Consider the following 20,319-nt stretch of genomic DNA (forward strand, 5'->3'; position numbering starts at 1 on the left):
TCCTCGTGGTCAACATCCGCAGCCTCGACCCCAGCGCGTCCCCGCTGGACTACTACGGCTCCGAACTCCGCCGCCTGAGGGAGGAGGCGGGGCTGAACCAGGATCAGTTGGGCAAGATCCTGTTCTGCACGGGATCGCTGGTGGGCCAGATCGAGACGGCGAAGAAGGTGCCGACGCGCCAGTTCTCGGAGCGGCTGGACGCGGGGTTGATGACGGGCGGGCTGTTCTCGCGGCTGGTGGGGCTGGTGCTGAAGAGCCAGTTGCCGACGTGGTTCCAGCCGTACGCGGAGCTGGAGGCGAGGGCGACGTACATCTCGACGTACCAGTCGCAGCTCGTCTACGGCCTGCTCCAGACGCCGGAGTACGCGCGGGCGGTGCTGAGCGTCGACCACCCGGACAGGCTCGACGAGATGGTGGCGGCTCGGATGGAGCGCCAGCGCATTCTGGACCGCGAGCACCCGCCCGTGACGTGCGTCGTGCTCGACGAGGCCGCGCTGCGGCTGGAGATCGGCGGCCCGGAGGTCATGCGCCGCCAACTCCAGCACCTGTTGGGCTGTATGCGGCGCCAGTGGACGCAGATCCAGGTGCTTCCGTTCACGGTCGGCCAGCACGCCGGAATGATGGGCTCGTTCAACCTGCTGCGGTTCGAGGACGACCCCGACCTCTTCTACGCCGAGAGCTACGACGCCGGTCATATGACGGCCAATCCGCAAGTGATCAGGGAGCGTTCCGTCGGCTACGCTCGGCTGCAGGCCACGGCCCTCTCCCGGGAGGACTCGGCGGCGCTGATCGCACGCGTGATGGAGGAACGGTATGGGCACCAGCCAGGTCCTGCGGTGGCGTAAGTCGTCGTACAGCGGCTCTGACGGCGGCGAGTGCATCGAGTGCGCCCCCGTCGGCACCGCCATGTGGCGCAAGTCCTCGTACAGCGGTTCCAGCGGGGGCGACTGCGTGGAAGTCGCCGATCTCGCCGCCCACGTCGCCGTCCGCGACTCCAAGAACCCCGACGGTCCCGTCTTCCTCGCCGCCCCCGCCGCCTTCACCGCGTTCGTCACCGCCGCCGCCGAAGGGCGTCTTCGCGGCCGGTGAGGCGAGCGGGCGGACGGAGGCAACGTCCGCCCGCTCGGCCACGTCCTTCAGGGCGTGATGGAACTTCTCGACTTCTCCAGCGCCGACGACGAAGAGAGGCTGGCGCCCGGCCCCTGGTGGCGGCACGCGTGGTGGGTGGCGGCGATCGCCGTGCTCGGGGTCGGCCTCGGCTGGGCGGGCGCCCTGTTCCGTATCGGCCCCGAGGAGTACGGCCTGCCGCCCGCCGCTCCGGGGGACGTCTGGCCGTACCTGGCCGCGTGGACGGCGACGGGCGTCGCGGTGGCGGCCGTGCTGCGCGCCACCGCCGCCCGCGTTCCCGTCTACGCCCCCGGCCGGATCGCGGTCGTCCTCACCCTCCTCGGCACCCGGGTCTCCCTGGGCTGGCGTCCGGAGGCGCCCGTACTGCTCGCGGTCGTCGCGGCCGCGCGGGTGGCGGCGGCCGCGTGGGCCGCGCTGGCACTGCGCCCCGGCGGGGTTACGTCCAGTCGGCCAGGCGGAAGACGCTGAACATGTCGCTCCCGCGCGGGTCCGTGATGTTGCCGGGGTAGTACGACGCCTCGACGCCGACCCAGCCGCGGAAGGTGCCGGTGTCGTCGATGATCTGGTACATCGGCTTCACGTGCGAGTTGCCGGTGTAGCAGCGCTCGTTCCGCTCCACGGCCAGGCAGGTGCACCAGTGCCACAGCGTGTCGCGGCGATCGGTGTTGCTCAGCTTCTGCAGGTAGTACTGGATGGACGAGATGTTCGACGCCGTGCCGCCGCCGTAGTTCGGGCAGCCGCCCTCCTTCTGGCAGGCGGTCGACGACGTCGGCTGGAGGTAGGTGAGGCACCACGTCGTGGTCTCACAGGTGCGGAAGTTCTCGTGGTGGAAGGCACCGCTGCTGGGGGCGGTCGCGTCCTTGGCCCAGGAAGTGCCCTGGAGGCGGATCGTCGACGGGTGGGCCTGCACGGTCGTCATGGCGCGGCGCGTGGTGAGGGCGGCGTTGCTGCCGTAGCCGTAACCCGTGGTGGCCTTCGTGTTGTGCAGGAACGACAGGCGGGCGAGGTTCGTGCCGGTCTCGACGGCCCACTTCTCGGTCCAGGCGGTGGCGTGGTTCCACTTGATCCACACGGTCGGCGTGGACACGCCGTCGATCGTGTCGTTCTGCAGCGTGTAGATGCCGGTGCGCAGCTCGGTGGGGGAGTCGGTGAAGCCGCCCGCGGTCTTGATCTGGCAGGCGAGCACGTGCGTGGTGCTCTTCAGGTCCGTGGACGAGCAACTGCTGTCGGGCACGGTGCCGGTGCCCTCCCGCGCCTTCGGCTCGGAGTGTGACCAGACGTACATGCGGGCCGAGACCGTGCCGGCGGCGGCGTCGAACTCGTACGTGCCGAGGCGGACCCAGTTGTTGCGGGCGCCGTCCTTCAGGTGGCCGAGGGAGACGACGAAATTGGCTTTGCCGCCGGGCAGCTCGGCGGCCGCCTGGGCGGGCAGGGCGGATGCGGCGGTCGCCGCGACGGCCATCAGGAAGGCCATCAGAAGTGTGCGTGCGGTACGGAACATGTGCGCGATTATCGCGGGGGCCGCGGGGGTTCCGTGAGCCGCCTCCCTTCCGGTCCGGATCTCGCACTGCATCTGACCTTCCGTCACATTGAAACGTGTTCTAGTCTGCCGTGCCATGGGCATCGCCATCACGCCAGAGCAGCGGGAGCTCGCCCGATCCGCCCGGGGCTGGTTCGCCCGCGTCGTCCCCGCCGAGGAGGTGCGCAAGCACCTCGACGTCCTCGACACCGCCACCGGCCGGCCCGGCTACTGGGACGCCGCCGCGGAACAGGGCCTCCTCGGGCTCCATCTGCCCGAGGAGTACGGGGGCGGGGGCGGCGGACTCGACGACCTCGCTGTCGTCCTGGAGGAGGCCGCGCGGGCGGTGCTGCCGGGGCCGTACCTCCCGACCGTCCTCGCCGCCGAACTCCTGCGGCGGGCCGGAACGAGCGCACTTGCCACCGATCCCTCCACGGACCTGGCCCGCGACCTCACCCGCGAACTCGCCACCGGCCGCCGCGTCGGTGCCGTCGCCCTCGGGCCCGGCGGTCTGACCGCCGTCGAGACCGGAGACGGGCTCCTCCTCGACGGCACCGCACCGCCCGTGCTCGGCGGCGCCGAGGCCGGGCTGCTGATCCTCGCGGCCTCCACCGCGCACGGCCCTGTCTGGGCCGCCGTGGACGCCGACACCCTGACCGTCCGGGTCCACGACAGCGCCGACCCCACCCGGCCCACCGCCGAGGTCACCGCCGCCGGCACCCATGTGCCCGCCGACCGGATCCTCGGCGTCGACACCGCCCTCGTCCAGGACCTCGCCGCCGTGCTCCACGCCGCCGACGCCTGCGGCACCGCCGCCCGTGCCCTGGAGACCGCCGCCGAACACGCCAGGACACGCGAGCAGTTCGGACGGCCCATCGGCCGCTTCCAAGGCGTCAAGCACCTCTGCGCCGACATGCTCGTACGGGTCGAGCAGGCCCGCGCCCTCACCTGGGACGCCGCCCGCGCGGCCGCGGAGGACGGTACGGAGGAGCGTACGGAGGCCGACGTACGCTCCCTCACCGCCGCGCTCGCCGCCGCGACCGCCCTCGACGCCGCGTACAGCTGCGCCAAGGACTGCGTCCAGATCCTCGGCGGCATCGGCTTCACCTGGGAGCACCACGCCCACCTCTACCTCCGCAGGGCACTCGTCGCCCGCCAGCTCCTCGGCCCGGGCGACACCCATCGCGCCCACGCCGTCCGGCTCGCTCTCGGCGGCGCCCGGCGCGGACTGCGCCTCGAACTCCCGCCGGAGGCGGACGCGTACCGTACCGAGGCGCGGCAGGCGATCGCCCCCGCCGTCGGACTCGACCCCGCCGCCGCCCGCCGCGTCCTCGCCCCCACCGGCTACGCCGCCCCGCACCTTCCGCCGCCCCACGGCCTCGGCGCCGGGCCGCTCCAGCAGCTCGCCGTCCAGCGCGAGACCACCGACGCGGGGGTGAAGATCGCCGGGCTCGGGATCGCCACCTGGGTCGTCCCCTCCCTCCTCGCGTACGGGACGCCCGAGCAGCGGGACCGCTTCCTCGGACCGACCCTCCGGGGCGACCTGCTGTGGTGCCAGCTCTTCTCCGAACCGGACGCCGGGTCCGACCTCGCCTCCCTGCGCACCCGGGCCGAACGCGCCGCCGACGGCGGCTGGCGGGTCAACGGACAGAAGGTGTGGACGAGCGCCGCCCAGTGGGCCGACTTCGGCATCCTCCTCGCGCGTACCGACCCCGACGCCCCCAAGCACCAGGGGCTGACCTACTTCGTCGTCGACATGAAGAACACCCCGGGGATCGACATCCGGCCGCTGAGGGAGATCACCGGTGACTCGCTCTTCAACGAGGTGTACTTCGACGACGTACCGCTGCCGGCCGACGCCGTCGTCGGCGAGGTGAACGACGGCTGGCGGGTCGCCCGCAACACTCTCGGCAACGAGCGCGTCCACATGGCCGACCAGGTCGCCTTCGACACCGGCCTCGAAGCGCTGATCGACCGGGCGGCCGGCGCCGACAGCGCCGTACGCGTACGCATCGGCGCGCTCGCCGCCGAGGCGCACGCCCTCGCCTGCATCGGACTGCGCACGACGATGCTCCAGGTGTCGGGGCTCGAACCGGGCGCGGGCGCCAGCGTCCGCAAGCTCGTCCAGACCACGCACCAGCAGAAGGTCGCCGAGCTCACGCTCGAACTGCTCGGGCCGGCCGGCGCGGTGCGGGAGGGGGCGGGGGAGCGGGCCGTCCACGGGCTGCTGATGTCCCGCTGCCTGACCATCGCCGGCGGCACCACACAGGTCCAGCTCAATGTCGTCGCCGAGCGGCTGCTCGGCCTGCCGAGAGACTGAGGGGTTGTCGCGGATGAAGGCGTACGTCGTCGGCGTCGGGATGACGAGGTTCGAGAAGCCCGAGACCCGGGACTGGCAGTACTGGGACATGGCGAAGGAGGCGGGGACGGCCGCCCTGGCCGACGCCGGGATCCCGTACGAGCGGGTGGAGCAGGTGCCGGTCGGCTACTGCTTCCAGGCGTCGACGGCCGGGCAGCGCGCCGCGTACGAACTGGGCCTGACGGGCGTCCCCGTGTACAACGTCAACAACAACTGCGCCACGGGGTCGACGGCGCTGATGATGGCCCGGCAGTTCGTGGAGGGCGGAGTCGCGGACTGCGTGCTCGCGCTGGGCTTCGAGAAGATGGCGCGCGGGGCGCTGGGAGGAGGCGCGGAGGGAGGGGACTTCAAGCTGTCGCCCGTGGCCCGGCACTACGGCATCATGGCCGCCGCCCACGGCTTCGAGGCGAGCCCTCCCACCGCGCAGATCTTCGGCAACGCGGCCCGGGAGCACATGGAGCGGTACGGGACGACGGAGGCGCAGCTCGCCGCCGTCGGTGCCAAGAACCACCGGCACTCGGCGAACAACCCGAACGCCCAGTTCCAGGACGTGTACTCGGTCGAGGAAGTCCTCGCCGCCAGGGCCGTCCACCGCCCGCTGACCAAGCTGCAGTGCTCGCCGACCTCCGACGGCTCGGCCGCCGCCGTGGTCGTCTCCGAACGGTTCGTCGTCGAGCACGGCCTGCACGACAAGGCCGTGGAGATCGCGGGCCAGGCGATGACCACGGACACGGCGGAGTCCTTCGCCTCCGGGTCCTGCGTCGACGCGGTGGGCCGGCCGATGTCACGGGCCGCGGCCCGGCAGGCGTACGAGAAGTCCGGGCTCGGCATCGAGGACGTGGACGTCGTCGAACTCCACGACTGCTTCTCCATCAACGAGTTGCTGACGTACGAGGCCCTCGGCATGTGCGAGGAGGGCGCGTCCGGGAAACTCGTCGAGTCGGGCGCGACGACCTACGGCGGCCGCTGGGTGGTGAACCCGTCGGGCGGCCTGATCTCCAAGGGGCACCCGCTCGGCGCGACGGGCCTGGCGCAGGCCGCCGAACTGGTCTGGCAGCTCCGGGGCGAGGCGGGCGCGCGGCAGGTGCCGGGGGCGCGCGTGGGCCTCGCGCACAACATCGGGCTCGGCGGGGCGGCTGTGGTGACGATGCTGCGGAGGCCGTAGCGCAGACGGTCCTCCCCAGACTCGCGTCCTAGGACCGAATCCCGATGTACGGGCCGCAGCAGCTCTGCGACCATGACAGGCATGCCATCCACCGAGTCGGTCACCGAGAAGCCCGCGTCCGTACGACCCGACCGCCGCACCTGGCTCGTCGTCCTGGCCGCCTGCGCCGGCCAGTTCCTCGTCGTCCTCGACGTCTCGGTGGTGAACGTCGCGCTGCCGTCGATGCGGACCGACCTCGGGCTGTCCTCCCTCGGACTGCAGTGGGTCCTCAACGCGTACTCCATCACCTTCGCCGGGTTCATGCTGCTCGGTGGCCGGGCGGCCGACCTCTTCGGCCGGAAGCGGATGTTCCTGCTCGGTCTCGGGCTCTTCACCGCCGCTTCGGCGGCGGGCGGTCTCGCGGAGGACGGCTGGCAGCTCGTCGCCGCCCGGGCCGTACAGGGACTCGGCGCGGCGGTCCTCGCGCCCGCGACGCTCACCATCGTCACCGCCACCGTGCCCGCCGGGCCCGCGCGGACCCGGGCCATCGGCACCTGGACGGCGGTCGGCGCGGCCGGTGGCGCGGCGGGCGGGTTCGTCGGCGGGGTGCTGGTCGACCTCCTCTCCTGGCGCTGGGTGCTCCTGATCAACGTGCCCGTCGGCGCCCTGGTCCTGGTGGGCGCGGTGCTGTGGCTGAGCGAGAGCCGGGGCCCGGGAGGGCGGCGGCTCGACCTGCCGGGCGCGGTCCTCGTCACCGGCGGCCTCGCGGCCATCGCGTACGGCATCGTGCAGACGGAGGAGGCGGGCTGGGCCGACCCGGCCACCCTGGTCCCGCTGCTCGGCGGCCTCGCGCTCCTCGGCGTCTTCGTCGCCGTCGAAGCCCGCACGGCGGAGCCGCTGGTGCCGCTGAAGGTCTTCCGCTCGCGGGCGGTCACGGCGGCCAACGTGACCCTGCTGCTCTGCGCCTCCACCTCGTTCGGCATGTGGTTCTTCATGACGGTCTACGCCCAGAACGTCCTCGGCTACACCCCGCTCCAGGCCGGTCTCGCCCTGATACCCAGCTCGGTCAGCGTCATCGTCGGCTCCAAGCTGGGCCCGCGCCTGATGCCCGTGACCGGCGCCCGCAACCTCGCCGTCATCGGCGCCCTCGTCGCGGCGACCGGCTTCGGCTGGCAGTCCACGATGACCGCCGACGGGACCTTCCTGACGACCATCCTCGGCCCCGGCATCCTGATGATGGCCGGCATGGGCCTGCTGATCACCCCCCTGGCCACCCTCGCCACCAGCGCCGCCGGCCCGGGCGACGCGGGCCTCGTCTCGGGCCTGGTCAACACCTCCCGCACGATGGGCGGCGCACTCGGCCTCGCCATCCTCTCGACGATCGCGGCGGCCCGCACGGACGGCGCCACCAGCCCCGAGGCCCTGACGGCGGGCTACGCACTGGCGTTCCGGACGGCGACGGGGGTGCTGCTGGCGGGCGCGGTCCTGATGCTGCTGTGGCTGCCGAGGCCTGCTCCGACGCGATGATCACGTCCTGGATCTCGGCGGGACCCAACGCCTCGATGGAATCCGCCTGCCGCCGCAAGAGGGCCGGAACGCTACCGCAGCCGGGGCCGGCGGGGTCGGCCCGCGAGAAGTGGCGCACAGTCCACTGCGTATGAGTATCGGTCGCGGACCGCTCGTAAGACCTGCTGTCGCCCGGGCAGCATGCGATGGCAGGGACGGAAGCCGGACCGCGCCCCCGGCTGGGGAGCCGGGGGCGCGGTGTCGTGATGCGGTGTGCGGTTATCGGGTCGACGAGCGGGAGCCCGTGCCGCCGGGCTTCGGCGGGGCCCAAGTGGGCTTGGCCGAGGCTTCGGACGGGTCGGGTTCGTTCATCGTGACGGCCCAGGCGTCGTCCTCGCCGACGCGCACCTCGATCTCCTTGATCTGGCCGCTGGTGGCGAAGTACAGCACCACGACCTGCCGGGTGGAGCCTTCGTCGTAGAAGTCGGCCGTCACCTCGCCCTTGGCCGCTGCGCCGAATGCCTTGACCCAGTTGCGTGCCGTCGGCTCCGCGGTGTCGCCCTTCTCCGCGGCGAGGGCCGCCAGCGCTTCGGCGTCACCGTCGGAGAGCCGCCACACGGTCTTCTGCACCACTTCGAGGCTGCCCCGGGAGGGGTAGCCCACGACCCGCAGCGGCTCGTGGGCGGCGTAGTCGCTGCTGTACGAGAGCGACCCGTCCGAGTCCGGCGAGCAGGCCGTCAGGGTTCCTCCGGCGAGTACGGCGAGCGCGGTGAGCGCGGTGCCGGCGCCGGCCGTGGCCCGCCTGGGGAGCTTGGTTCTCTTCAGCGGCATGCTCAGTTCCTCGACTTCGGGCGGAGGATGATGACCCGCTCGATGTAGTTGGCCTTGTGGCGGTACCGGTTGAGGGCAGCGGCGAGGCTGGTCCGGCCCGTGCCTCCGTGCTGGAGGAGCTGGACCCCGTGCCGGTTGCCGGAGACGACGGCGACGTGGTTGTACACCCGCTCCTTCTTCCACTTGAACAGCACGATGTCACCGGCCCTGGCCGCGTGCGCCTTGACGTACCGGGCGCCGCGGTAACCGATCATGTGCCGGCGGAAGTTCTCGGCGCCGGCCCAGGTGTAGCTCTTGTTCTTCACCGTGCCGAACAGGTAGTACTGCTGCCACCAGGCACGATCGTGCTTCCGGCCGCCGCCGCGGCTCTTCATGCCGCCGCCGTAGTAGAGGGCTTTGGACACGAAGTTCGTGCAGTCCTGGCCGTACTCCCACTTGATGCCGAGGTTGCGCGAGGCCCAGTTCGCCGTGCCGGAACCGTTGACGGCCGCGCGCTTGACACGCGTGGCGGACGCGGGCGTCACCCCCGCGGGGGCCGTCTCGACCGGGAAGCCGTCCGCGTCGAGCTCGATCGGCTCGTCGGGGACCTCGCTGATCGGGCCCTGGACCTCCTCGGCGACCTCCAGGCCGTTCTCCGCCGAAGTGGACGCCGACGCCGACAGAACCGTTTCCGCCGCGGGGGCGTCGGCCTCCAGGTGGAGGATCGGCGCACCGCTGTTCGTGCTGAAGGTGAACCGCTGCTCGCGCGTGCCCTCCTCCGGCTCGGGCGTGGAGCCCCGGGTCAGTACGGCCTTCTCCTCGACGACCGCACGCAGGAACACCGTGCCGTTCTCGTCGGTGCCGACCAGCACGTCCGACAGCGTGGCGGCCGTCTGCGTGTAGCGGCTGTCGTGCCGGGCCAGCGCCTCGCGCGACGCGATCAGGTCGGGGGCCTGGGCGCCCAGCAGGTCCTGGAAGGAGGTCCCCCGCGAGCTTGCGGCCAGGGCGGCCGCGGCCGTCGGGTGGGCGCCCCGCAGCAGGGCTCCGCGGGCGTCCGTGTACTGCTGCACGATCTCACGGTAGACGGCCGCGCCGCCCGGTACCGCCGCGGTGGTGGTGGGCTCGGAGGTGGCCGCCGGGCTCGTGCCGTGGGCGGTGCGCGCGGACACGGCGACGCGGTAGGCGGTGCCGTTCGCCAGCCCGTTCACCACGACGTGCGGGGTACGGCTGGTGAGCTTCGCGGCCTCGCTGCCGTCGTCCTTCCTCACGACCACGGTGTACTCCGGGCCATCGGTCGCCGAACCCAGGTCCTGCGGTGCGTTCCACGTCGCCAGCAACCCGCCCTCACCCGGGGTCACCCGCACGTCCTGCGGGGCGCCGGGCGCGGTCGGGGCCACGTAGTCGATCACCAGCTGGGGCCGCTCGGCGGCCTTCGGCGTACGGCTGGAGTGGTACGAGACGGTCGCGTCGCGCTGCGCGGACGGCGACCGCAGGGCGACGCCCTCGGACGAGCCCTGTTCCAACCAGGACTGCACGAGCGGGGCGAGGTCCTGCGCGTCGGGGAGCGCCGCGTCCGCGAAGGGCGCGTCGTCCAGGACGCCGAGCAGACCGGTGCCGGTCTGCGGAGCGGCCCAGGGCTCGAAGAGCTGATACGTCTCGACCGGGCGCTGCGCGCAGGCGGCCGAGCCGCCACACTCGGCGGGGTGCAGGACGAGCCGGGCGCGGGTGACGCGGGCGCCCGCAGGCACCTTGGTCAGGTCCGGCTTGAGCCAGACGACCCGCTCGGCACCGGAGCCGCCGCCGAGCGTCAGCCGGGTGTCCTTCACGGCCGCGCAGCCGCCCGAGGCGCAGGCCTCGGCGCCGACGGCGACGGTGGCGTCGTCCAGGGAGGCACCGCTGAGGACGACGGACGAGGTCTCGGGCACCTTGGGCGCGGTTCCGGCGTCGGCGGTGAACTCCTGCTCGTACGACCAGGCCGAACACCCGGTGTCGGTGCAGGCGCGCATCGCCCAGAGGTAGGCCGCCCCGTCCTTCAGGACCCCCTCGGGGACACGGGCGGCGGCGCGCAGGCCGCTGTCCACCCACGCCTCGGGCATCTTCACGCCCGTCAGCGGCTTGCCGTCGGTGTCACGCAGCTCGAACTCGGCGCGCACCCGCCCCTGTCCGGGGCTGGAGACCACGCCGGACAGCAGCGGGGTGAGGGTCCGCGTCGCGCCCGCCTCCAGTGCCTGCGGCATGTCGGGCAGCCCACCCGGCCGGCGGCCGGTGACGACCGTGAAGGTGGACCAGTCGGACCAGGCGAGGTTGAAGTGCGAGCCGTCGTAGGGGCTGGTGCGGAAGCGGTACGTCCCTCCGTCCTTGAGCAGCCCGTCCGGCAGGGTCACGGCCGCGGCGCGCCCGGACTCCACGTACGGGGAGACGAGGTAGTCGCCCACGCGCTTGCCGGTCGCGGCGTCGACGACCTCGAACGTGCCGTTGACGCGGTCGCCGTCCTTGTCGGAGAACGTGTCGCGCAGCGTCGGCGTCGTGGTGTTGACCTGCCAGGTGCCTGAGGCGTCCTTCACGAACGGCGGGCCGGCCTGGCGGTTGTTGCCGGAGCGGGGCCGGAAGTTGTACGTGACCGTCAGCTTCGGCGGATTGGCGGTGGCGTTCGCGGAGTTGACCCGCTTCCACTGCGCGACCGCCGTGTCGTCGGCGGCGGTCAGGGCCATGGACGACTTCGGGGCCTTCGCGGAGGCCCAGGACTGCACGAGCTGCGTGACGTCGGCGTTGATCCAGCCGTCCGCGCCGCAGCCCGGGTTGCCCTTGGTCTCGGTGGAGGTCGCGTGCTTGGTGTGTGTCTTGGGGCGGTTGGTCCAGCGGCTGGAGAGGCCGGCGGGATCGGCGGACCACACCTCCCACGGTTGCGGCTTGCAGTCCGGGTTGCCCGAGTGGAAGTTCCACAGACTGAGCTTGGCGCTGCTGACCAGTGCGTCCGCGATCGGCGCCGTACCCCAGGTGATGTACGACCGGGCGGTGCGCGGCGTGCCGTCGGCGTTCTTGGTGCCCGGGTTGCCGAAGTCCAGCTCGGTGTCGGTGGACCAGTCGCGTGTCTCGCCCTGCTGGACGTACGTGTCGAACACGTTGCTCAGGGCGGAGGTCGACGGGTCGACGGTCACCGGGTAGCGCGTCTTCGGGTCCGCCAGGAAGGCGGGGTCCGGGGAGACCACCAGGTCGACCGACGAACCCTTCTGCCGGACCTTCATGGACACCGGGACCCGGCGGGTGTGCTCGCCGGACCGCTCGTCGACGGTGGCGTCCCACATGACGGGCGCCGGCATCACGGCCCGCTGCACGCCGGTCCTGCGGTCCGTGAAAAGGACGCTGCCGTCGGCCTGCCGCTGGGCCCTCAGGCCCTTGGCGCGGAGCGGGAGGGTGTAGGTGTAGTCGCCCTTGGCGGGGCGCTTCTTGATCTGCACGTACTGCTCGAAGCCGGTACGGGTCGCCTCCACGACGACGTCGGCGCCGGGCACGGCCTCCGGGTACGTGGCGCGGTTGCCGTCCAGTACGGGGCGGGGCAGGCCGCCCTTCCACTGGAGGGTCACCTGCTGCTCGCCCTCGCCCAGCGTGACGAGGTCCCGGGCGCCGGCGGTGCGCGCCTGGCCCAGGGACGCGGCCGGGCTGCCGCCCTTGCCCGCGAGGGTGAGGGAGGCGGGGTGGGCCTTGGCCGCGACGGTGCCGTCGCGGCGCTCGGTGAGGTCGGTGTCGACGGCGACCCAGGCGCCGTCGCGGTCGAAGCGGACGGGTCCGGCGGTGAGTTCGGTGGTCAGCGAACCGCCCGGCTCGGCCCAGGTGGTGGAGGTCTCGGTGCGTTCGGAGAGCGCCTCCACGCGGTGCCCGGAGCGCTTGGCCCCGGCGCGGGCGGACGGAACGTCAGGCGCGGTGCGTGGGGCGGCGGTTTCCCCCGCCGCCTGCCGCGCCGCGGCGGGCTGCGCCGCGGACGGCTGGGGCAGGGCCACGGCGTAGCCGCCCAGCATGGTCGCCGACAGGGCGACGACCGCGGCAGTGCGCGGCAGCCGCCTGGAGGATCGTCGGAGCTTCCGCTCCCCCGGAGCGGATGGAGATATGTGCATGTTGTTGTGCGCGACCTTTGGTCAGGAGATCGGTTGAGGAAATGTGAGCCTAATGGGTGATTGGTGTGCCCACGCCGACGTTTCGGGGCGAGGTGGGCGTTAGGGCCGCTTTTTGGTATTTCGGGGGGTAGTGACCATGATCACCTGTGGGGACGTATGCGGGTATGGGTTACACCGGTGCACCTGCAACACGCGGGTGCTCTGTGGCGACTCCATCGGTGAGGTCACTGCTCTGGAGGCTGATGTGGCAGGTGGAGAGTGGGGGCTGGTCGCCGGGCACCTTGGCCATTCCGCAACAGTGAGGGGACCGGCCTCGTGACGGCCCTCGGCACGATCCGGCGCGGGTTTTTCCGGGCGGTCGAACGCTGAGGCGCGTGACGCATGGGTCGCGTCCTTGCTGATCGCCCAGAACTGGCGGGACTCACCTGATCTGCCGACAGACCTGAAGACCGTGGTTGATGAGGCCCTTCCACTCTGATAGGCGCTGGTATTGGGTGGATCGCCACCCAGCCGAGCTCTCGTCAGGTCACGGCTCCTGGTGTCCAGCCGCGCGGAGTCTGGCAGCGGCTTCAGCGGGTGTGTCGTAGTAGCCGGGTCGAGCCAGGAGGACCGAGCTGAAGTAGTAGCCCTGTTCTTCGTCGGGTTCGTCGTCCGCTTCGAAGGGGCGCCAGAAGCTGAGAAGAAGGTCTGGTGCGATGAAGGAGGCCGGGTCGTCCTCGGCCTCGGTGATCGTGGCGAGTCCTCGCAGCAGGGTGACCACCTCGGCAGCGGGCAGACCGAAGACGTCGATGCCGCGGAACCGGACGGTGTCCTGGCCGGTGGCGGGTCGGCCCACTCGATTGCTTCGAGCTCGCCGCGCGAGCAGTGAATGCTGACCATCAAGCCGCTTGGCCGGAAGACGAACCTGCCCGACTGGTCAGATTCCGAGATCGCTGAGGGATCGCGGAACGAGGCGAGTGCCTGGTCCGCTGCCTCGCGCGGCATGCCGATGACCAGGGCACCGAGACCGGTGGGCGGTGCGAGTTCGAATTCCATGCGCGAATGATTCCAGGACCGATGATCGGCGGGATTCAGGGCTCCGGTGGCAGCCGATTTTCGTTGCGGATCATGCGGCGAAGGCTTGTGCGGGCGGCTGCGAGGTCCTCCTCAAGCTCGGCGACTCGCTGCTGGAGCCCCGTGTTTTGAGTGGTTGCCTGCCGTTCCGCCAGCCCTCGTGTCAGCCGGCCGCAGCAGAGCCCCGGACCCGAGGTCCGGGGCTCTGCTTTTCGGGCCGGGCCAGAGCGACGGACGCTCATGTGCCGTTCGGTGCCTGCGTGAGGGTGGACCTGACAGGTCCGAATCCTGTCGACCGGGGCACGTACGGCTCGAAGATCCACCTGATCACTGAGCGGTGCGGAAACTGCGTAGCTGCCGAGTTCGCGGTGCCGGTATGCGCGGGGGCCGGGCAGCCAAGAACCCGACACCCGTGCTGCGCCCAGCGTGATCAGAGCGTTCACGGAGATTCCCACGACGATCTGCACGCCACCGAGCTGCAGCAGCGACGTAGGCGGCGACGGATGCCGCGACGCATCGGCAGCGCCTGCGTCGCCTGCCTCAGGATGCGGCCCTGCCGTTCGGTGTCTCCGTGCACCATGCCTGCCCCGCGACACGGCAATCTGACATAGCGTCAGAGGGGTTCTCAAGTGATCCCCTCTGGGCTATACATGAGGACCAACCGACCTAGAACGCGTTCTAGAACCAGGAGAACGGCGGGCGCGTACGGGACGGTCCCGCGCGGCCTCGGTGCGGTCGACGGTGCGGACGGTCGCGCCGAGGTCTTCCAACCTTCACGGATCCACGACGGATCTCCAAGGAGCAGCATCCCGATGCCCATTGATGCCGCCAAGGCCCTCGCCGCCGAGCCCCGCAGTGCCGAGATCGTCTGGGATCACAAGGACGTCCAGCTCTACCACCTCGGCCTCGGCGCGGGAGTCCCCGCCACGGACCCCGGCGAGCTCCGCTACACCCTCGAATCGAAGCTCCACGTGCTGCCCAGCTTCGCCACCGTCGCCGGCGCCGGAATGGGCATCGTCGGCGGGCTCTCGGCCCCCGGTGTCGACGTGGACCTCGCCGCCGTCCTGCACGGCGGGCAGGCGATCACCCTGCACCGCCCCATCCCCGTCAAGGGCAGGGCCCGCACCACCTCCCGCGTCGCCGCCGTCCACGACAAGGGCAAGGCCGCCGTACTCGTCCTGCGCGCCGAGGCCGCGGACGACGACGGCCCCCTCTGGACCAGCGACGCCCAGATCTTCGTCCGGGGAGAGGGCGGCTGGGGCGGCGACCGCGGCCCCTCCGAGCGGATCGAACTGCCCGACCGCGCGCCCGACAGGACCGTGGAGCGTGCCGTACGGGAGGACCAGGCGCTGCTGTACCGCCTGTCGGGCGACTGGAACCCGCTGCACGCCGACCCCGAGTTCGCCGAGCTGGCCGGCTTCGACCGGCCGATCCTGCACGGACTCTGCTCGTACGGCATGACCCTCAAGGCGGTGGTCGACACGGTGCTCGACGGGGACGTCGCCCGGGTCCGCTCGTACCGCACGCGCTTCGCCGGGGTCGTCTTCCCCGGCGAGACCCTGCGCATCCGCATGTGGACCGGGGAAGGCCGCGTCCAGGTGTCCGTGACCGCCGTGGAGCGGGAGGACGCCCCCGTCCTCGCCGACACGATCGTCGAACACTCGTAGCCATCCCGAAGGGAGCCGCACCATGCGCGCAGCCGTGCTGCACGAGATCGGCCAGGACAGTCTGGAGGTCCTCGACGACGTCGAGGCGGTGGGCTTCGGCCCCGGCAAGGTGCGGATCCGGGTGCGGGCCACCGGCCTGTGCCACTCCGACGTCTCCGCCATGAGCGGCGTGCTCCCGCAACCCGCGCCGTTCATCCCCGGCCACGAGGGCGCCGGCGAGATCACCGACATCGGGGACGGGGTGACCGGCCTCGCCGAGGGGCAGCGGGTCCTGCTGTGCTGGCTGCCGGCCTGCGGCGGCTGCCCCGCCTGCAAGCGCGGCCAGACCCAGCTGTGCCTGGCCGGGTTCATGAACGCCGGCACCCCCAACTTCCGCCGCCCCGGCGGCGACGTCTTCGGCTTCGCCGGGACGGGGACCTTCACGGAGGAGGTCGTCGTCGACGCGGGCTGCGCCGTCCCGATCCCCGACGACGTGCCCTTCGACATCGCCGCGCTCATCGGCTGCGGCGTCACCACGGGCCTCGGCGCGGCCATCAACACGGCGAAGGTGGAGGCCGGTTCGTCGGTCGCCGTCATCGGCTGCGGCGGCGTCGGCATCTCCGCCATCCAGGGCGCCAGGCTCCAGGGCGCCGCCCAGATCGTCGCCGTCGACCCGGTCGAATCCCGCCGCGAGGCGGCCCTGCGCTTCGGCGCGACCGAGGCCGTCGCCCCCGACGCGCTCGCCGACGCCAAGCAGCGGATCACGGCGGGCGAGGGCTTCGACTACGTCTTCGAGGTCGTCGGCAGGTCCGCGACCGCGCGGACGGCGTACGAGACGACCCGGCGCGGCGGCACGCTGTGCGTCGTCGGCGCGGGCGCCCTCGACGACCACCTCAAGCTCAACATGTTCGAGCTGTTCTTCGACGAGAAGCGGATCCTGCCGTCGATGTACGGCGGCGGCGACGTGATGCGTTCGTACGAGCGGGCCATCGCGCTGTGGCGGGCGGGCCGCATCGACCTGGAGTCGCTGATCACCCACCGGGTGCCGCTCTCCGGGATCAACGAGGCGCTGGAGCAGATGCGTACCGGTGAGGCGCTGCGTACCTGCGTCGAGATCTGAGAGGACTTCCACGCGATGTCACTCCCTCTTGAGGGCCTGTCCGCGATCGTGACCGGGGCCGGGCGGGGCCTCGGCCGGGCCGAGGCGCTGGAACTGGCCCGCCTGGGCGCCGCCGTCGTCGTCAACGACTACGGCCAGGCCGGCCGCGACGGCTCCGGGGCCGCCTCGTCCGCCCCGGCCGAGGCGGTCGCCGAGGAGATCCGCGCGGCGGGCGGCCGGGCCGTCCCGCATCAGGGCGACGTCGCCGATTTCGAGACGGCGCGGGGGCTGGTCGACCTGGCGGTGCGCGAGTTCGGGAAGCTCGACATCCTCGTCAACAACGCGGGGATCCTGCGCGACCGGATGGTCTTCTCGATGAGCGAGGACGAGTGGGACTCGGTGATACGGGTCCACCTCAAGGGCCACTTCAACACCACGCACTTCGCGGCGGCGCACTGGCGGGGCCGGGCGAAGGCGGGGGAGCGCGGGGTGTACGGCCGCATCGTGAACACCTCGTCGGAGGCGTTCCTCGCGGGCTCGGCCGGCCAGCCGAACTACGCGGCGGCGAAGGGCGGGATCGTGGGCCTGACGACGTCGACGGCGCTGGCCCTGGCGAAGTACGGCGTCACGGCGAACGCCATCTGCCCGCGGGCGCGGACCCGGATGACGGAGGACGTCTTCGCGGCCGTTCCAGCGACCAAGGGGGGCGCCGAGCCGGGCGCGGGGGAGCTGGACCCGCTGGCGCCGGAACACGTGGCGCCCCTGGTCGGCTATCTGGCCTCTCCGGCGGCGGGCGGTGTCAACGGCCAACTGCTCGTCGTGCACGGGGGGATGGTCGCGATCGTGGACCGGCCGAAGGTGGCGGCGAAGTTCGACACGGCGAAGGACGCGTTCACGTACGAGGAGCTGGACGGGCTGCTGACCCCGCACTACGCGGGCCGCCCGGCGGGGGAGACGTTCGCGGCGACGGAGGTGCTCGGCCTGAGGAAGGGCTGAGACGGACGCGTACGGCGCGGGGGCGGGAAACGGACGAGCCGGAGTGCGGATGGGTCGGGAAACGCACGGGCCGGAGTGCGGGCGGGCCGGAGAACGCGCGGGCCGGGAAACGCGTAGGCCGCAAGAAAGACCGTACGGGCCGGGAAACGCACGGGCCCCGGGGGTCTCCCGGGGCCCATGCGGTGTCACCGCGCCTGCGGGTCGCGGCGGTGGCGGCCGCCGGGGGAGGACGTGGAGTCCTCCTCCGACGGCGCCGCCTCGCCGCGATGCCTTCCGGAGCCGTGCGGCTCCGACCCGTCCGTGCGTGCCTCCGACATGCTGGAACTCACCCCGTACTGTTCGCTGTTGTGCTGCGAACAAGAGTTTAACCAGCCGCTTTCCGGTCAGCGAGGGGTGCCTGTTGCAGCGGGACCGGCCGGCACACGGCCCGCGCCGGGGGAGCGGATTCCGCTTCCCGTGCCGGCGACTGTTCCGGTTCCGGTTCCGGCACCTGTTCGGGGGGCACCCCCAGTTCCGCGAGGCCGCACGGCACCTCCGGGGTCGCGTACGGCAGCCGCAGCACCCCCTGCTGCGTCCAGAGGCCGGCCCCGGCCAGCCACCCCGCCGGCGCCGCCACCTGGTGCATCCGGCGCTCTGAGGGGCGCCACATCCCCACCCAGCTGCCCGCCGCCGCGTCGATCCGCAGCGCCACCGCGCAGTGCTCCGGCAGCAGCACCTGCCCCGGCTGCACCGCGAACGGCGTCACCGCCGCGTCGTCGAGACGCAGGCACTCCGGGAAGCGGATCGGCAGCCGGCTGCCGAGCACACCCCACCCCAGCCGGTCGTGCCCCGGCGACGGCGCGTCGGAGCGGATCAGCAGCAGCCCGCTGTCCGGGTCCGCCAGCAGCAGCCGGTCGTCGCTCCCCTCGGTGATCTGGAGCAGCGGCGTCACCTCCCCGCCCCGCTCCAGATCGACCGCCACCGCCTTCACCGGGCCGCCGTCCAGCCGCCGGTCGAGCGCGAGCATCCGGCCGGTGCGGTCCAGCCAGACCCCGCCCGTACAGCGCCCCCGGACCTCCGCGACCTGCTCGGGACCGAACGCCCCGCCCGCCACCAGCCAGAGCGTGGTCGTGTCCGGGCCGACGCACATCGCGTACGCGCAGATGCCGTCCGGCGACGGCGGCAGCAGGGTCAGCTCCCCGGACGGATCGACGGACTCGACGGCCCCCAAGGGCAGTTGCCCCGTCGCCGGGCCGGTCGGGTACAGCAGCGAGAACGTGTGCCGGCGGCCGTCCACCCGCCGCCCGATCAGCACCCGGCCGTCCGCCAGCGGAAGCAGCCGCGCGCCGGGGTCCTCGGGCTGGTCGAGAGGGAGCGGTACGGCGTACGGCTCCGGCCCGTCCAGCGTCCACCGCTCCGCGTACAGCGCGTCCCCGGCGCCCGCGAGCCGGGCCGCGTACGCCCCGTTCGCCGTGATCGTGAACCCCGTCGGCCACACCGCGCCGCCGTCCTCCGTCGCGGTCTCGATGGCACAGGCTGTCATCGACTCGTCACCTCCGGCCACCGAAGCTAGTTTTCGCACTTCCAGCCGAACAACACGAGCCATGGCACTTCACACATAAGGGTGGCTGTACCGCGATTCGACTGAGGTGAGGGGGGCGGTTGTGCTGGGCGGACGCGGGCCGCCTAAAGTAAGGCGACCCTAAGTGGAGTCTGTGGCTCCGGTACGGGACCCCGCGCCTGGAGTCTGTGGCTCCGGGTACGGGAGCCCGTGCCTGGCGCTGTGGCTCCGGGTACGGGACCCCGTGCCGGTCGACGAGCCGCCGTCCCCGTACCCGTACAGGAGAACCCTTATGTCCCTCCGCCGCCGCGGCACAGCCGCCGCCGTCGCCCTCGCCGCCGCGCTCTCCCTCGCGGCCTGCGGAAGCGGCGACGGCTCCTCGGACAGTGCCGAGAAGAAGGGCGGCGCCAAGAAGGACGTCGCCGCCGGCGGCAAGGACTTCGGCGACGCGGCGGCCAGGACCGCGGCCATGGGGACGGACGCCGCGCCGGGCCGGTTCCCGCGCACCCTCACCCACGCGATGGGCAGGACGGAGATCAAGGCCGCGCCCAAGCGGGTCGTCGTCCTCGACGTCGGCGAGCTCGACAACGTCGTCTCGCTCGGCGTCAAGCCGGTCGGCTACGCCCCCGCCGAGGGCGACGACGGCATCCCCGCGTACCTGAAGAAGGACGCCGGCGACCCGAAGTCCGTCGGCACCATCAACAACCTCAACCTCGAGGCGATCGCCAACCTGCAGCCCGATCTGATCCTCGGCAGCCAGCTGCGCGCCGCGGACAAGTACGACGAGCTCTCGAAGATCGCCCCCACCGTCTTCTCCATCCGGCCCGGCTTCACCTGGAAGGAGAACTACCTCCTCAACGCCGCCGCGCTGGACAAGGCCGCCGACGCGAAGGAGAAGCTCGCCGCCTACGAGACCAAGGCGAAGCAGCTCGGCACGGACGTCGGCCCGGACAAGCCGACCATCTCGATGGTCCGCTACCTCCCCGGCAAGATCCGCCTCTACGCCAAGGCGTCCTTCATCGGCACGATCCTCCAGGACGCGGGCCTGCCCCGGCCGAAGAACCAGCAGGTCGACGAGCTCGCCGCCGAGATCAGCCCCGAGAAGATCGACCAGGCCGACGCCGACTGGATCTTCACCGGCGTCTACGGCGACCCGAAGGCCACCAAGCGCGACACCGCCCGGGCCAACCCGCTGTGGAAGAACCTCAAGGCGGTCAAGGCCGGCCAGGCCAAGGACGTCCCGGACGAGACCTGGTACCTCGGCCTCGGCGTGACGGCGGCCGACAGCGTCCTCGACGACCTGCGCGCCGACCTCGTGAAGAAGCAGTCGTGAAGAAGTAGCCGTGCAGAAGCAGCCGTGAAGAAGTAGTCCGGGAGCGGGCGGACGGACCTGGACGGGGCGCCGCG

16 protein-coding genes and 1 pseudogene are annotated in these 20,319 nt (G+C 72.1%); 10 read left to right on the forward strand and 7 right to left on the reverse strand.

Features of this window, described 5'->3' with window-relative positions:
* Window positions 1-5: 5 nt before the first annotated feature.
* Genes ACIRB4_RS07340 through ACIRB4_RS07350 form a run of 3 tightly spaced genes read left to right on the forward strand, consistent with a single transcriptional unit; the run spans window position 6 to window position 1,596 of the window.
* Window positions 6-845 (forward strand): Scr1 family TA system antitoxin-like transcriptional regulator, encoded by an 840-nt coding sequence (locus ACIRB4_RS07340; RefSeq protein WP_403289052.1) that lies wholly within the window; start codon window positions 6-8, stop codon window positions 843-845.
* Complete coding sequence (locus ACIRB4_RS07345; RefSeq protein ID WP_403289053.1) at window positions 814-1,089, forward strand: DUF397 domain-containing protein; 276 nt, start codon at window positions 814-816, stop codon at window positions 1,087-1,089. Before ACIRB4_RS07340 ends, ACIRB4_RS07345 begins: the two co-directional genes overlap by 32 nt.
* A gap of 57 nt (window positions 1,090-1,146) precedes the next feature.
* A complete protein-coding gene (locus ACIRB4_RS07350; RefSeq protein ID WP_403289055.1) occupies window positions 1,147-1,596 on the forward strand; it encodes a hypothetical protein in 450 nt (149 codons plus the stop codon).
* Here ACIRB4_RS07350 and ACIRB4_RS07355 read toward each other — a convergent pair.
* Complete coding sequence (locus ACIRB4_RS07355) at window positions 1,565-2,629, reverse strand: hypothetical protein (protein WP_403289056.1); 1,065 nt, start codon at window positions 2,627-2,629, stop codon at window positions 1,565-1,567. The genes ACIRB4_RS07350 and ACIRB4_RS07355 overlap by 32 nt on opposite strands.
* Before the next feature lie 115 nt (window positions 2,630-2,744).
* Here ACIRB4_RS07355 and ACIRB4_RS07360 point away from each other — a divergent pair, with 115 nt between their 5' ends.
* The 3 genes from ACIRB4_RS07360 to ACIRB4_RS07370 all read left to right on the forward strand — a co-directional run bounded on the left by ACIRB4_RS07360 (window position 2,745) and on the right by ACIRB4_RS07370 (window position 7,677).
* On the forward strand, window positions 2,745-4,967 hold the full coding sequence (locus tag ACIRB4_RS07360) for an acyl-CoA dehydrogenase (RefSeq protein WP_403289057.1): 2,223 nt from the start codon (window positions 2,745-2,747) through the stop codon (window positions 4,965-4,967).
* A gap of 13 nt (window positions 4,968-4,980) precedes the next feature.
* Complete coding sequence (locus ACIRB4_RS07365; protein ID WP_403289058.1) at window positions 4,981-6,171, forward strand: lipid-transfer protein; 1,191 nt, start codon at window positions 4,981-4,983, stop codon at window positions 6,169-6,171.
* Between the two features lie 72 nt (window positions 6,172-6,243).
* On the forward strand, window positions 6,244-7,677 hold the full coding sequence (locus tag ACIRB4_RS07370) for an MFS transporter (RefSeq protein WP_403289060.1): 1,434 nt from the start codon (window positions 6,244-6,246) through the stop codon (window positions 7,675-7,677).
* A 258-nt stretch (window positions 7,678-7,935) separates the two neighbouring features.
* Here ACIRB4_RS07370 and ACIRB4_RS07375 read toward each other — a convergent pair whose 3' ends face one another.
* From ACIRB4_RS07375 to ACIRB4_RS07390, 4 genes and pseudogenes are all read right to left on the reverse strand, one after another.
* Window positions 7,936-8,487, reverse strand: coding sequence for a hypothetical protein (locus ACIRB4_RS07375; RefSeq protein WP_403289062.1), 552 nt, complete (start codon window positions 8,485-8,487; stop codon window positions 7,936-7,938).
* A 2-nt stretch (window positions 8,488-8,489) separates the two neighbouring features.
* Window positions 8,490-10,703, reverse strand: coding sequence for an amidase domain-containing protein (locus tag ACIRB4_RS07380; protein WP_403289632.1), 2,214 nt, complete (start codon window positions 10,701-10,703; stop codon window positions 8,490-8,492).
* Between the two features lie 27 nt (window positions 10,704-10,730).
* Window positions 10,731-12,494: pseudogene (locus tag ACIRB4_RS07385) on the reverse strand (DNRLRE domain-containing protein); the annotation flags it as partial.
* A gap of 610 nt (window positions 12,495-13,104) precedes the next feature.
* Window positions 13,105-13,413 carry a hypothetical protein gene (locus ACIRB4_RS07390; RefSeq protein WP_403289063.1) on the reverse strand — a complete coding sequence of 103 codons (309 nt, stop codon included), beginning with the start codon at window positions 13,411-13,413 and terminating at the stop codon, window positions 13,105-13,107.
* 1,030 nt (window positions 13,414-14,443) lie between these two features.
* On the opposite strand from ACIRB4_RS07390, the gene ACIRB4_RS07395 reads away from it, so the two are divergent.
* Genes ACIRB4_RS07395 through ACIRB4_RS07405 form a run of 3 tightly spaced genes read left to right on the forward strand, consistent with a single transcriptional unit; the run spans window position 14,444 to window position 17,372 of the window.
* Window positions 14,444-15,298, forward strand: coding sequence for a MaoC/PaaZ C-terminal domain-containing protein (locus ACIRB4_RS07395; protein ID WP_403289064.1), 855 nt, complete (start codon window positions 14,444-14,446; stop codon window positions 15,296-15,298).
* A 22-nt stretch (window positions 15,299-15,320) separates the two neighbouring features.
* Window positions 15,321-16,397 (forward strand): Zn-dependent alcohol dehydrogenase, encoded by a 1,077-nt coding sequence (locus ACIRB4_RS07400; protein ID WP_403289065.1) that lies wholly within the window; start codon window positions 15,321-15,323, stop codon window positions 16,395-16,397.
* A 15-nt stretch (window positions 16,398-16,412) separates the two neighbouring features.
* Window positions 16,413-17,372 carry a 3-oxoacyl-ACP reductase gene (locus tag ACIRB4_RS07405; protein WP_403289066.1) on the forward strand — a complete coding sequence of 320 codons (960 nt, stop codon included), beginning with the start codon at window positions 16,413-16,415 and terminating at the stop codon, window positions 17,370-17,372.
* A 185-nt stretch (window positions 17,373-17,557) separates the two neighbouring features.
* On the opposite strand, the gene ACIRB4_RS07410 is transcribed toward ACIRB4_RS07405, so the two are convergent.
* Window positions 17,558-17,689 (reverse strand): hypothetical protein, encoded by a 132-nt coding sequence (locus tag ACIRB4_RS07410; RefSeq protein ID WP_403289067.1) that lies wholly within the window; start codon window positions 17,687-17,689, stop codon window positions 17,558-17,560.
* A gap of 47 nt (window positions 17,690-17,736) precedes the next feature.
* Window positions 17,737-18,894, reverse strand: a complete 1,158-nt coding sequence (locus ACIRB4_RS07415) for a hypothetical protein (RefSeq protein WP_403289068.1) — start codon at window positions 18,892-18,894, stop codon at window positions 17,737-17,739.
* A gap of 310 nt (window positions 18,895-19,204) precedes the next feature.
* Here ACIRB4_RS07415 and ACIRB4_RS07420 point away from each other — a divergent pair, with 310 nt between their 5' ends.
* Window positions 19,205-20,245: an ABC transporter substrate-binding protein gene (locus ACIRB4_RS07420; RefSeq protein WP_403289069.1), complete on the forward strand. Its 1,041-nt coding sequence runs from the start codon at window positions 19,205-19,207 to the stop codon at window positions 20,243-20,245.
* The last annotated feature ends 74 nt before the right edge of the window (window positions 20,246-20,319 follow it).

This window comes from Streptomyces sp. NPDC093600 (genome assembly GCF_044764755.1).
Taxonomy (GTDB): domain Bacteria; phylum Actinomycetota; class Actinomycetes; order Streptomycetales; family Streptomycetaceae; genus Streptomyces.